The organism is Humibacillus xanthopallidus (genome assembly GCF_044793955.1).
In the GTDB taxonomy this organism is placed as follows: Bacteria; Actinomycetota; Actinomycetes; order Actinomycetales; family Dermatophilaceae; genus Humibacillus; species Humibacillus xanthopallidus_C.
Genome location: NZ_CP084995.1, coordinates 119,172 through 131,873 on the forward strand (window position 1 = coordinate 119,172; position 12,702 = coordinate 131,873).

Consider the following 12,702-nt stretch of genomic DNA (forward strand, 5'->3'; position numbering starts at 1 on the left):
CCCTTCCCCTGTGTCCCCTGTGTCGACGAATGACATCGGTGCAACTCAAGTAGACCCCGAGCCACCGACAGTCCCGCGTCCTCTGCTCCCCGACCCACCCGGCGGGGGAGCACCACGCCAACCTAGGCCCCACCCTCCGGGGGACCAAGCCGATCGGACGAGGTCGAGACGCCGCCTGTGGACAACCCGTGGACAACACCCCTCGACACGCCGTCAACAGGTGTGGACAACTTGTGTGAACAACTGTGGGGCCGGTGCCGGCGAGATCGCGTTTCGTGCGTGGCGACCTGCATCGATGCCCGTCCACGGGGTGTGGAGAACAAACTCCTGACCCCTGTGCGTCGTCCACAGATCGAGTTCGTCCCACGCGTCACACCCGTCTCCGACACCCGGCGCCCCGGTCCAGAGACCCGTCGCGCTCAGTCGCCGGACCGCACCACACACCCCGACGCACGCTCCCCCGAGGCCGGGAAGGAGCGGGCGAACGCATCGGCGATGCGCTTGGCGCGCTGGGCATAGCCGGCGCTCGTGAAGTGGATCTCGTCGTCGATGAACCACGAGTCCTTGACCTCGGACCGCCAGTCGTAGACGCGCATGGTGGGGTAGCGGGAGCAGGCGTCGACGAGCGCCTGGTTCCACTTGCGCATCTCGGCGTCGTCCCACGGGCCGGAGGAGCGCAGCGTCTTCACGGTGAGCCACATGACGGGGTGGTTGCCGATCGGCTCCATCAGCAGGTCGATCCGCTGCGCCAGCGGCACGGTGCCACCGACGTACTGGTTCGCCACCTCGTTGGTGCCCATCGCCAGCACCCAGCAGCCGTCGTAGCCGTCGGACACGCGCGAGACGACCGCCTGCTCGGCGTTCGGCTGGTCCTTGTAGCGCTCGACGATGGAGCGGGCGCCGAGGATGTCGGGCGAGAAGTCGCGCACGCCGATCCGGCGATACTGCGCGTCGATGCGCTTGCTCGCCGCGGGCAGGTAGTTCTTGTCGACCAGACCGGTCGACGTGGAGTCGCCGACATGCACTAGCTGGGTGCACGAGGTGCGCAGGTCCGGCGCAGCCGTCGTGGCCGGCGCGGTCGGCGCGGTCGGCGTCGCCGGCAGGTCGGTCGGGGTCGGCCCCGCCGATGCCCCCGCCGACGCGCCCGCCGATGGAGTGCCGCTCGCCGACGGCTCGGCCCCGTCGCCGCCGTCGGCACCGCCGTCCGCGCCGGCGTCCGGCGGCAGCGGCGGCTTGCCCGCGTCGAGGAGCGCCGTCTCGGGGTGGTGACCGCCGCCAGCGAGCGCGGTCGCGCTGAGCGCCGTCACGCCCACCAGCCCGAGCACCGCGGCCCCCACAACGATCGCGGGAGCCGCGGGCGCCAGCACGCCGGGTCGGGCGGGCGACGGCCGCCCCAGCCGCAGGGCTCCGCGGAAGCCGTGCCGGCGGATCGGGTCCTCGAGGATCGCCCACGACAGCGCCGCGAGGGCGAGCGTCAACGCGAGCTGTATGCCGCCGCGCCAGGCCGGGTGGTCGGTGAGCAGTCCGTTGGGGGTGAAGGCCACGACGGGCAGGTGCCACAGGTAGATCCCGTAGGACCGCGCCCCGATCCACGCCAGCGGAGCGACCCCCAGCGCCTTCCCCACGAGGGACGACGGGTGCGAGACCGCAGCAACGACAAGGACGGTCGCGATCGAGAGCAGCAGGATGCCGCCGCGATAGAGGAACATCGAGTACTCGTCGGTGTGCAGCACGAGCAGCCCGATGCCGACGAGGCCGACGACGCCCGCCCCGTCGAGCAGGGCACGCTCGCGCGGGGTGTCACACGCCGGCATACGCCCCGGCCGCCACACGAGCGCGACGGCCGCCCCGATGAGCAGGCCCCCCCGCGCGCGTGTCGGTGCCCTCGTAGGCACGGGTGTTGTCGAAGCCCGGGGCGGCGATCACCCACAGCAGCACGAACGACACCGCAGCGAGCGCCAGCGTGGCCCGGGCCACCGCCCGCAGGTTGCCGCGCAGCACGACGACGAGCAGCAGGAGCAGCAGCGGCCACACGAGGTAGAACTGCTCCTCGACGGCGAGTGACCAGAGGTGGTCGAGCGGGCCGGGGCCGTTGACGCGGTCGAAGTAGGACTCCCCGGACGCGATGGTGGCCCAGTTGCCCACGTAGAAGAAGGCCGCCACGCTCTGCCACCACCGGGCGCCGATGGCGTCACGGTCGACGAGCACGGTGGCGACGAGCACGACGAGCAGCACCATGACGAGCGCCGGCAACAACCGCCGCGCCCGTCGCAGCCAGAAGGTGCGCAACCCCACCTCACGGGTGCGCTCCCACCCGGACAGCAGGATCGAGGTGATGAGGAAGCCGCTGAGGGTGAAGAACACCCCGACCCCGAGCAGCCCTCCGGGGAGCCGCGCGACGCCGAGGTGGTAGCCGAAGACGACCACCACCGCGATGGCGCGCACCCCGTCGAGGCCGGGCAGGTAGGTCGACGATCGGTCGACAGGTCTGGGCACTCATCCCCCCCGGGTTGGTGAGCGCGCAGGCACGCACTTCCCGTCATGCTAAGCAACGATCGGCGCGCGCGCACGGAGGGCACCCCCGACACGGCGGGCGGCGCGCGCAACCCAGCGACCCACTCCCGTATGCCGTTCGGCCCGCTCCGCAGCCGACGCCCAGTCCTCGTTCAGGGCACGTTCAGGCTTCGTGCAGGGCGCGTCCTGACCCTGCACACAGCCGCCACAGAGCCGCTCCAGAACACCCTCAGGCCGCGGTCGGCTGCCGGCTCACAGCCCGGCGGCCGACGCGTCGTAGTAGTCGCGGTTGGCCAGGCCCGCGGCGGCTGCCTCGTCGAGCACGACGACCGCATCGGCGTGCCACTGCAGCACCGATGCCGGGCACGACGCCGAGAGCGGACCCTCGACCGCGGCCGCCACCGCCGCAGCCTTGCCGGCTCCCGACGCGACGAGCACGAGACGCCGGGCGTCGAGCACCGTCCCCAGCCCCTGGGTCACGCAGTGCGTCGGCACCGCGTCGAGCGAGTCGAAGAAGCGGGCGTTGTCGGATCGGGTGCGCTCCGAGAGCCGCTTGACCCGCGTGCGCGAGGTCAGCGCCGAGCCGGGCTCGTTGAAGCCGAGGTGGCCGTTCGCGCCGATGCCGAGGATCTGCACGTCGACGCCGCCGGCGTCGGCCATCCGGCGCTCGTAGTCGGCGGCCCCCGCCGCGAGCTCCTCCTCGGATCGGCCCGAACCGTCGGGCACGTGCAGCCGGTCCGGCGGCAGCCCCAGCGGTCCGCAGACCTCGCGCAGCAGCACCTCGCGATACGACTCCGGGTGGCCCGCCGGCAGGCCGACGTACTCGTCGAGCGCGAAGCCGCGAGCCCGCTCAAAGCTCACCTCGCCGGCCGCGACGGCACCCGACAGCACGGCATACAGCCCCAGGGGCGATGAGCCCGTCGCGAGGCCGATGACGGGCTCCGTCCGACCCGACGCCAGCGCGGCGCGCACCCCGTCGACGACGACCCGGGCGGCCCGCTCGGCCACCTGCTGCGCCGTCGGCAGCACGAAGACCTCCATCAGCCCACCAGCTCGTCGGTCAGCAGGACGGGGCCCGGCAAGCGCCCAGGCAGCAGCGCCGCGCCGATGGCGGCCACCGGCACCGACGCGGGCACGAGCTCGAAGCGCGACTCGAGGTCGAGCGCCGCGATCATCGGCGCCGACCGGGCGCGGCGGCGCAGGTCGGCGCGCACACCCTCGACGAAGGGCTCGCCGAGGCCGGTCAGCCCGCCGCCGATGACGACGTGCTCGGCGCCGGCCGCGAGCACGAGGAGCTGGATCGCGAGTCCGACCCCGTCGCACAGCACGTCGACGGCTGCGGCGGCCATCGCGTCGCCGGCCGCGGCCGCGGCGAAGGGGTCACGTCCACCGCGCGACGGCGGCCACAGCCGGGCCAGTGCCGTGCCCGACGCGACGGTCTCGAGGCAGCCGACCTGCCCGCACGTGCACGACACGTCACCGCCGACGGGCAAGTGCCCGATCTCTCCTGCGGCGCCGTCGATCCCGCGGACGAGCACGCCGCCGCGCACGACCGCCGAGGCGAGTCCGGTGCCGAGGTTGAGATAGGCGAGGGTGTCGACCGGCGCTCTCCGGTATGCCGTGTCGCCCGTCGCGGGGTCGGGTGCCGTCCCGGCCCCGCCGCTCTCGGACCCGTCTGTCGCGGGCGTCTCGGGCGTCTCGCGACCCTCAGGGTCCAGTCCCCAGGCCCGCTGGCGGAGGTGGTGGGCACCGAGGGCAGCCGCCTTGACGTCGTTGTCGACCTGAACGCGCAGTCCGAGTGCCCGGGTCAGCGCGCCAGCCAGGTCGAGCGACTCGACGTCGAGGTTGACGGCGTGGCGCACGACGCCGGAGCGGGGGTCGACGAGCCCCGGCATGCAGGCCCCGACCGCGCTGATGCGCCCGAGGCCGCCCACCGAGCCGGCGACCTCGCGGGCGAGGCGAGCGGCGACCTCGACGACCTCGGCCCCGCCGCGACCCGACGGCGCGCTGCGCAGCGACACCACCGCACCGGCTCGGCTGACCGCGGCGACGGCGGTCTTGGTGCCGCCGATGTCGATGCCGAGGAGGAGTTGCTCGCTCACGGCGCGGTCACCCCGAGCAGCCGGCCGAGGGCCCTGGCGACGACGGGCGAGCCGCCGTAGGTGACGACGTCTGCATCGCCGCGGGGCCAGCCGCACTCGACGGCGATCACCGGATGGCCTTGGGCACGAAGCCGATCCACGACCGCCCACGCGGGGTGGGAGGGGGCAAGGGACCGGCCAGCCACCGCGACCTTGGCACGTGCGGGCACGGCCTCCTCGGCGGTCGTCAAGCCGGCCGCATCGGGCCCCCAGGCCACCCGTCCGACCGCGAGGTTGGGCTCGGACGCGACCTGCACGACCACGGGAGACGCATCGAGCGCCAACCACTCGCGGGCGGCGTCACTGACCGAGAAGGCTTGCTGCACCACGTCATCCGACCACAGACCCACGTCACCCGCCACAGGGCCCGACGTGACCCCCGCTGGCGCGAAGTCCCTGCGCAGCCGCTCCACCCGCGCTGCCGCGTCGGCGACTCTCGCGTGCGGCAGCCGCCCCGACTCGACCGCGGCGACGACCGCGTCGACGATGGCCAGGTAGTACTGCTCCGTCGTCTCCGACCCCGTGCAGAGCAGGTCGCAGCCCGCGTCGAGCGCACGCACCGCGGCCTCTGGGATGCCCGTCTCGGCCCTCGCGCCGGCCATGTCGAGCGCGTCCGACACGATGACCCCGTCGAAGCCGAGACGCCCGCGCAGCACACCGCCGAGCATCGTCGGCGAGAAGGTCGACGGCCGGTCGGGGTCGATCGCCGTCACGACGACGTGCGAGGTCATGACGCAGGCGACCCCTGCGGCGACGGCCGTCCGGAAGGGCTCGAGCTCACGCACCTCGAGCACGTCGGCCGGTGCGTCCACCCGCGGCAGCGCGAGGTGCGAGTCGGTCACGGTGTCGCCGTGCCCCGGGAAGTGCTTCGCGCACGCCGCCACCCCCTGCGACTGCAGGCCCTCGATCGCCGCGACCGTGTGCCGAGCCACGTGGGCGGCGTCGGCGCCGAAGCTTCGGACCCCGATGACGGGGTTGTCGGGCGCCGAGTTGACGTCGACGACCGGGGCGAGGTCGAGGTTGATGCCGTATGCCGTGAGCTCGCGGGCGATCGCAGCCGCCGAGTCCCGCGTCAGGGCGGTGTCGTCGATGCGGCCGAGGACCGCGTTGCCCGGCTGGTCGGACCCCGTCGGGTAGTGCAGCCGCGTGACGTCTCCGCCCTCCTCGTCGACCGAGACGAGCAGGTCGGGCGCCGCGGCTCGGAGGTCGGCGCACAGGCGCGAGAGCTGTTGGGGGTCAGCCACATTCGCGCCGTAGAGGCAGACGGCCGCCAACCCACCGGCATACTCGCGGACGACCCACGGCGCGACGGTCGTGCCGACGAAGCCCGGCATGAGCGTGCCGACGACGAGGCGACGCAGCGCCTCCCTGGTGGTGTCCATGTCAGCCCTTCACCGCCCCGCCGACGAGCCCGCTGCTCATCCGGCTCTGCACGATGAGGAAGAAGACGATGACGGGGATGGCGACGAGCGTCGATGCGGCCATGACCTGGCCCCAGTCGGTCTCGCGGGTCGCGCTCGCCTGGATGAAGCCGCGCAGCCACAACGGCAGGGTGCGCGCCTGCTCCTCGGTCATCACAACCAGGGCGACGGTGAACTCGTTCCACGCCTGGAGGAACGCATAGACCCCAGACGCCACGAGCCCGGGAGCGAGCAACGGGAAGGTGATCCGCAGGAAGGCCTGCGTGCGTGACAGCCCGTCGACCATGGCCGCCTCCTCGAGGTCGATCGGCACGCCGGCGACGAAGCCGCGCAGCATCCAGATGGTGAAGGGCACGACCGCCGCCGTGTAGAGCACCGCGAGGCCGATGACGTTGTTGAGCAGTCCCACGGAGCTCATCATCTTGTACTGCGCGATGAAGAGACCCTCGGCGGGCAGCATCTGGATGAGCAGCAGCGCCAGCACGAACGAGGCGCGGCCACGGAAGCGGAAGCGGCTGATCGCGAGCGCGCCGAGGAAGGCGATGGCGAGCGCCGCAGCCACGGTGATGAGCGTGACCGAGAGCGAGATCGCGAGGGCCCGACCGAACGCCGGGTCGCCGAGCACGGTCGTGAAGTTGTCGAGCGACCCGCCGAAGGGCAGGAAGGTCGGCCGCGTCGACTGCAGCGTGGCCTTGTCGAGGAAGGCCGAGTTGACCATCCAGTAGACGGGGAACGCCCAGGCGAGGGCGAGCACGACGGCGAGGAGCGTGAGCAGCCACCGGCGCAGTTTCGGGGCGCGCATCAGGACTCCTCCTTCATGAGGGAGCGGACGTAGTACCAGCTCATCGCCACGGTGAGGCCGAGCATGATGACCGAGACCGCGGCTGCGGCGCCGAAGTCACCGGCGCCCGTGCCGAGCTGGTAGATGTAGGTGCCGAGCAGGTTGGTCTCGTTGGCGAAGCCCCCCGCGTCCTGGAGCAGCTTGATCTGCGTGAAGACCCGAAGGTCCCAGATGAGCTGAAGCAGCAGGACGATCGAGACGACGGGCGCGATGAGCGGCAGGATGATGTGCCGCACCCGCTGCCAGCCGTTGGCGCCGTCGATCTCGGCCGCCTCGAGCACCTCGGGCGAGACCTGCGTCAGCCCGGCATAGATCGACAGGGCGACGAAGGGCACGCTCATCCAGATGACGATGACGGCGGCGACGGCGAAGAACGAGAGCGGCTCGACGAGCCAGTTGTGGCCCTGGAAGTCACCGCCGAGGCGGGTGAGCAGCCAGTTGAGCACGCCGCGGCGCCAATCGACGATCCAGATCCAGACCGTCATCGAGGTGACGACGGGCATCGCCCACGCGACGAGCAGCGCGATCTGGAGGATGAGCCGGACGGGCGTGCTGACGGCCCGCATGAGCAGGGCCATGCCGCCGCCGATCGCGACCGTGCTGACGGCGCAGACGAGGCAGAAGGCGATCGAGCGGGCGATGACGATCCACAGGTAGGAGTCCGTGAAGAGCGCCACGTAGTTGTCGAGGCCCACCCACTCGGGGGGCTGCCCGAACTGCTGGAGCATGCCGTAGTGCTGGAAGCTCGTGACGAGCTGCCACCCGATCGGGTAGCCGAGGGCGACGAGCAGGATGAGCAGCGTCGGGACGATGAGCGCGAGGGGCACGCGCCTGGCCGTGGACATGGTGGACCTTTCGACGGGGAGCCCGGTGGTCGGTGGAGGGGTCCGACCACCGGGCCCTGCCTGCCTTCAGTGCGATTCGCCCGAGGGGCGAGGCGTCACTTGAGGTTGAGGATCGGCGTGATCTTGGCGTCGTACTCCGCGGCGAGCGCCGTCAGGTCCGAGGCGTCGCGGATCTTGCCGAAGAACTCCTCGAGGATCATCTTCGACTCGACGGCGGCCCACCCGGGGGCGGCGGGGGTCAGCTTGGAGTTGGACGCCGACTCGATGAGCGACTTGGCGAACTGGTCGGTGCCGAGCGAGCTGACGTAGTCGGCGTTGGCCGGGCCGAGGCCTGCCTTGCCGAGCATCTGCTGGTACTCCGGCGAGAAGATGATCCTCATCAGGTCGCGCGAGAGCTCCTGGTTCTGGCTCGCCTTGGAGATGCCGATGTTGGAGCCGCCGGCGAAGACCGGGGCCGGCTTGCCGTCGTTGCCCGGCAGCACGAACGCCGCGAACTTCGCGTCGTTCCACTCACGCACCTTCTTGCCGTCCTTCTCGACGAGGTCACCGATCGACCAGTGCGCCCAGCCCGGGGCCATGATCGTCGCGGCGGCGAGGGAGGTCTTGCCGGTCACCTTCTGGTTCTCGTCGAGGATCTCGTCCGAGTCGTTGACGTAGAGCCACGGCGTCGCGTCCTTGGCGTCGGCCGGCGCCTTCGAGGCGTTCTTGAAGAGGTCCTGCAGCTGGGTGAGGCCCTTGATCGTGTTGGGGTCGCTCAGCGTCGAGACCCACTGGCCGTTCTCCTTCTTGGCCAGCTCGCCGCCGTTGGCGAAGACCCACGAGATGCCGTTGCGCCAGTCCTGGCCGCCGAGGAAGAAGCCCGAGAAGTCCTTGATCTCGCGGGGGCTCTTCGCCGTGATCGTCTTCACCGCGGTGTTGAACTCCTCGAGGGTGGTCGGCGTCTTGACGCCGGCCTCCTTCCACACGTCGGAGCGGGCGAACATGTAGCGCGAGCCGAAGTAGTAGGGGAGGGCGAACTTCTTGCCGTCGACCGAGCCGACGTCGACGAAGGACTGGAGCAGCTTGGCGCCGCCGAGCTCCTCGTAGAGGTCGGAGACATCGCTGAAGGCGCCGACGTTGGTGAAGGTCGGGGCCTGCGTGTTGCCGAGCTCGGTGACGTCGGGCGTGTTGTTCGCGTCGGGCAGCGAGGTCGTCAGCTTGGTGACGATGTCGCCCCAGCCCTGCTCCTCGATCTTGAGGGTCGCGCCGGTCTTGGCCTTGAAGGTGTCCTGGAGGTAGGTCCGCAGCTCCTGGGGGGTGTCACCGCCGACGACCCAGAAGGTGATCGTCTTGCCGGCGTTGTCGGCCTTGCTCGCGGTCGTCGCCGACGACGAGGAGCCGGTCGCCCCTCCGCCACAGGCGGTGAGCAGGAGCGCCGCCGTGGTCGTGGCCACGGCCAGACCCAGGGTCTTCTTCATTGCGTTGTTTCCTTTCGGGGTGGCCGCGGTGCGGACCGGTGAGGTGGTGCAGGTGGAGGGGATTTGCAGTTCAAGGGCCCCGCCGGCGTATGCCGGGTGGCGGGGCGGGTGCTCGTGCTCAGGCGACGCCGAGCTGGTCCCAGAGCACGAGCACGGCAGCGCCGCGCAGCACGATGTCGTCGGAGTCGTGCGCGATGCGCACGGTGAGCTCGGCCTCGGGCCGGGCGAGCAGCCGGTCGTGCAGGGTCTGCTCGACGGAGTCGCGCAGGGGTCCGTCCAGCAGGTGCCCGGGCCCGGAGAGCACGACCTCGGCGAGGTCGAGCACCGCGACGACGGGGGCGAGGGCGATGCCGAGCCGCTCCCCCGCCTCGCGCAGCGGGGCGTCGTCACCGGAGGCCGCGAGCGCCTGCTCGAGACGGGGCGCCGAGACCCACGTCTCGAGGCAGCCCGTCTTGCCGCACCGGCATACGGCTCCTCCGTCGGTGCCGACCGTGACGTGCCCGATCTCGCCCGCCGCGAAGTGCGCCCCGCGCACCCGCTGGCCGCCGACGATGAGCCCGCAGCCGACACCGCGGCCGATCTTGACGAGGACGACGTCGTCGCCTCCGTCGCCGAGCGTGTAGTCGGCGTGCACGGCAGCGTCTGCGTCGTTGACGACGAAGACCGGCAGGCCGGTCGCGTCGGCGATGAGGTCGCGCAGCGGCACGTCACGCCAGCCGAGGTTGGGGGCCGTGTCGACGACGCCGCCGGCCACGATGATGCCGGGCGTGCCGACGCCGATGCCGAGGATCGGCGCGGTCGCGGCGGCGACCATCTCCTGCACGAGCTCGAGGACGATCGCGACGATCGCCTCGCCCGTGTCCTCACCCGTCTCGTCGGCGATGCGGCGCTCGGCGCGCACGAGGATGTTGCCGTCGAGGTCGAGCACGGCGGCGCGCAGCACCTCGTGGGCGGCGAGGTCGACGCCGATCGCCTGCAGCCCGGTGCGGTTGACGTCGACGAGGGTGGCCGGCTTGCCGGGGCGCACCTGCTCGGACGGGCCGAGCTCGACCGCGTGGCCGCTCTCGATGACCTCGGCGACGAGGTCGGAGACGGTCACCTTGCTGATGCCGAGCCGGCGGGCGAGGTCGGCCCGGCTCATCGGACCGGAGGTGTAGAGCACCTGAAGCGCGAGCGAGAGGTTGTGCCGGCGGCCGTGGGTGGGGAGCATCACGGTGCGCGGCGAGGCCCGGCGAGCGCGAGGAGGGGTGGTCACAGGAGTTAGTAAAGTTTACTAACTCCTGATTGGCAAGTCCCTCGGCAGTCCCGTGAGCGGGCCGCGCCGCTTAGAGTCAGTCCATGTGCCGCAACATCCGCCAGCTCCACAACTTCGAGCCACCGGCCACCTCTGACGAGGTGCACGCCGCTGCGCTGCAGTACGTCCGCAAGGTCAGCGGCAGCACGAAGCCCAGCCAGGCCAACCAGGCCGCCTTCGACGAGGCCGTCGAGGCGGTGGCCCACGCGACGGCCCACCTGCTCGAGCACCTGACGACGACCGCGCCGCCCAAGGACCGAGACCTCGAGCGCCAGAAGGCCCGCGAGCGCAACGCCGTCCGCTTCGGCACGCCCGCCTGACCGGCACCAGGCCGGCCACCCCCTGTGTCGATCTTCGTCATCGTCGTCGCGGCAGTCCTCGCGCTGCTGACCTTCCTGCTCTACCGCCGGCTCGCCGTCGCCCCCGACCTGTCCACCCGCGGTCGGTGGGCCGTCGCGCTCGTGCTCGCCGTCATGTGGGGGGCCGCTCTCGCGGCCTTCGCCATGCAGGCCGGCGTCATCGACCCGAATCGCGCGCGCTGGCTCGCGTGGGCGGGCATGACCTGGCTCGTGGTGGCCTGGTATCTCATGCTCGGCACGCTCGTGCTCGGCTTCCTCGCCCTGCTTGCCAGCCTCTCCAGCAGCCGCGAGCCGCGGCGCCGCCTGCTCCGCGTGGGCACCCCCCTCGTCGTGGTCGCCTCACTCAGCGCGACGGCATACGGGCTGCACGAGGCGGCGATGCCGACGGTCACGCCGGTGACGGTCACCAGCCGCGAGCTGCCCGAGGGCTTCGACGGTCTGCGGGTCGCCCTCGTCACCGACCTGCACCTCGGCCCGGTGCGTGACGCGTCCTTCGCCCAACGCGTCGTCGAGGAGGTCAACGCGCAGCGGCCCGACGTCGTCGTGCTCGGCGGCGACCTCGTCGACGGCAAGGTCACCCAGGTCGCCGACGCAATGGCGCCGCTCGCCGACCTCGACGCGCCCCTCGGCGTCTTTGCCGTGAGCGGCAACCACGAGTTCATCTCGCAGGAGGCCGACGCCTGGCTCAACCACTGGGAGACGCTCGGCATCACGGTGCTGCGCAACGAGAACGTCGCGCTGCAGCGGCAGTCCGACACGATCCGGCTCGCCGGCGTGCACGACGAGACCGGCACCGGGGCCGACACGGCCGACGTCGATGGCGCCCTCGGGAGCGCCCCCGCGGGCGGCTTCACCCTCCTCGCCGCGCACCAGCCGCAGCAGGCGCTCGACGCCCAGGGGCGCGGCATCGACCTCCAACTCTCCGGGCACACCCACGGTGGTCAGGTCTGGCCCTTCCGGTATGCCGTGCGGCTCCAGCAGCCGGTCATCGACGGTCTCAACCTCGTCGGCGACGTGCCGGTGCTCACCTCGCGCGGCGCGGGCGCGTGGGGTCCGCCCGTGCGCGTGCTCGCCCCACCCGAGATCCCCGTCATCACGCTGCGTCGAGGATGAGCGGAGCGTAGGTTCGGGGCCATGGGTCTGTGGGCGAGGCAGGTGGTGCCGCGCCTCGTGGAGGTCGGCACCGGCGGCGTGGAGATGCTCGCCTACCGTCGGCGGGTCTGCGAGGGGCTGACCGGGCGGGTCGTCGAGCTCGGCTTCGGCAGCGGCGCGAACCTCGAGGCTCTGCCGGCGACCGTCACGAGCCTCGTGGCCATCGAGCCGTCCGACGTGGCGTGGCAGCTGTCGCAGCAGCGCCGGGACGCAGCCGGCGTGGCGGGCGTGGCCGTCGAGCGCGGCGGCCTCGACGGACAGCGGCTCGACCTGCCCGACGCGAGCGCCGACGCGGTGCTCTCGACCTTCACCCTGTGCACGATCGCCGACGCCGACGCCGCGCTGCGCGAGGTCGTGCGGGTGCTGCGCCCGGGGGGCAGCCTGCACTTCTTCGAGCACGGCCTCGCCCCCGACGACGACGTCGTGCGCTGGCAGCACCGCCTCGAGCCGCTGCAGAAGCGGCTCTTCGACGGGTGCCACCTCACCCGCTCGATCGACGAGCTCGTCGAGCGGTCGGGGCTCGTCGTGGACTGGATCGAGCGGGCCTACGCGCCGGCTCCCCGACCGATGCGGCCGTGGGTCTACGGCTACCTCGGGCGGGCCCGGCGCGTCTGAGCCCGCCGGAGCGATCGGCTGCTCGCGGGCTAGACGGGCCGCGCGGGTGTCGCCCGTCCCGGC

At 72.1% G+C, this 12,702-nt stretch carries 12 protein-coding genes; 3 read left to right on the forward strand and 9 right to left on the reverse strand.

Annotation, left to right across the window (positions count from 1 at the left end):
• Positions 1–419 precede the first annotated feature (419 nt).
• From LG278_RS00550 to LG278_RS00590, 9 genes are all read right to left on the reverse strand, one after another.
• Positions 420–1,895: an acyltransferase family protein gene (locus tag LG278_RS00550; protein WP_404389879.1), complete on the reverse strand. Its 1,476-nt coding sequence runs from the start codon at positions 1,893–1,895 to the stop codon at positions 420–422.
• Positions 1,801–2,496, reverse strand: coding sequence for an acyltransferase family protein (locus LG278_RS00555; protein ID WP_404389881.1), 696 nt, complete (start codon positions 2,494–2,496; stop codon positions 1,801–1,803). Before LG278_RS00555 ends, LG278_RS00550 begins: the two co-directional genes overlap by 95 nt.
• A gap of 270 nt (positions 2,497–2,766) precedes the next feature.
• Positions 2,767–3,555: a glucosamine-6-phosphate deaminase gene (locus LG278_RS00560; RefSeq protein ID WP_404389883.1), complete on the reverse strand. Its 789-nt coding sequence runs from the start codon at positions 3,553–3,555 to the stop codon at positions 2,767–2,769.
• Positions 3,555–4,616: an ROK family protein gene (locus tag LG278_RS00565; protein WP_404389885.1), complete on the reverse strand. Its 1,062-nt coding sequence runs from the start codon at positions 4,614–4,616 to the stop codon at positions 3,555–3,557. Before LG278_RS00565 ends, LG278_RS00560 begins: the two co-directional genes overlap by 1 nt.
• Positions 4,613–6,037, reverse strand: coding sequence for a beta-N-acetylhexosaminidase (nagZ, locus tag LG278_RS00570; protein ID WP_404389887.1), 1,425 nt, complete (start codon positions 6,035–6,037; stop codon positions 4,613–4,615). The genes LG278_RS00565 and nagZ overlap by 4 nt, the downstream gene beginning before the upstream one ends.
• A gap of 1 nt (position 6,038) precedes the next feature.
• Positions 6,039–6,878 (reverse strand): carbohydrate ABC transporter permease, encoded by an 840-nt coding sequence (locus LG278_RS00575; RefSeq protein ID WP_404389889.1) that lies wholly within the window; start codon positions 6,876–6,878, stop codon positions 6,039–6,041.
• Positions 6,878–7,762 carry a carbohydrate ABC transporter permease gene (locus LG278_RS00580; RefSeq protein WP_404389891.1) on the reverse strand — a complete coding sequence of 295 codons (885 nt, stop codon included), beginning with the start codon at positions 7,760–7,762 and terminating at the stop codon, positions 6,878–6,880. Before LG278_RS00580 ends, LG278_RS00575 begins: the two co-directional genes overlap by 1 nt.
• A 95-nt stretch (positions 7,763–7,857) precedes the next feature.
• On the reverse strand, positions 7,858–9,219 hold the full coding sequence (locus LG278_RS00585) for an extracellular solute-binding protein (protein WP_404389893.1): 1,362 nt from the start codon (positions 9,217–9,219) through the stop codon (positions 7,858–7,860).
• Between the two features lie 118 nt (positions 9,220–9,337).
• Positions 9,338–10,474, reverse strand: a complete 1,137-nt coding sequence (locus tag LG278_RS00590; protein WP_404389895.1) for an ROK family transcriptional regulator — start codon at positions 10,472–10,474, stop codon at positions 9,338–9,340.
• Between the two features lie 83 nt (positions 10,475–10,557).
• On the opposite strand from LG278_RS00590, the gene LG278_RS00595 reads away from it, so the two are divergent.
• The 3 genes from LG278_RS00595 to LG278_RS00605 are packed head-to-tail and all read left to right on the forward strand — an operon-like array spanning position 10,558 to position 12,639.
• Positions 10,558–10,833 (forward strand): DUF2277 domain-containing protein, encoded by a 276-nt coding sequence (locus tag LG278_RS00595; RefSeq protein ID WP_404389897.1) that lies wholly within the window; start codon positions 10,558–10,560, stop codon positions 10,831–10,833.
• Between the two features lie 24 nt (positions 10,834–10,857).
• Complete coding sequence (locus LG278_RS00600; RefSeq protein ID WP_404389899.1) at positions 10,858–11,985, forward strand: metallophosphoesterase; 1,128 nt, start codon at positions 10,858–10,860, stop codon at positions 11,983–11,985.
• 21 nt (positions 11,986–12,006) lie between these two features.
• On the forward strand, positions 12,007–12,639 hold the full coding sequence (locus LG278_RS00605; RefSeq protein ID WP_404389901.1) for a class I SAM-dependent methyltransferase: 633 nt from the start codon (positions 12,007–12,009) through the stop codon (positions 12,637–12,639).
• Positions 12,640–12,702: the final 63 nt, after the last annotated feature.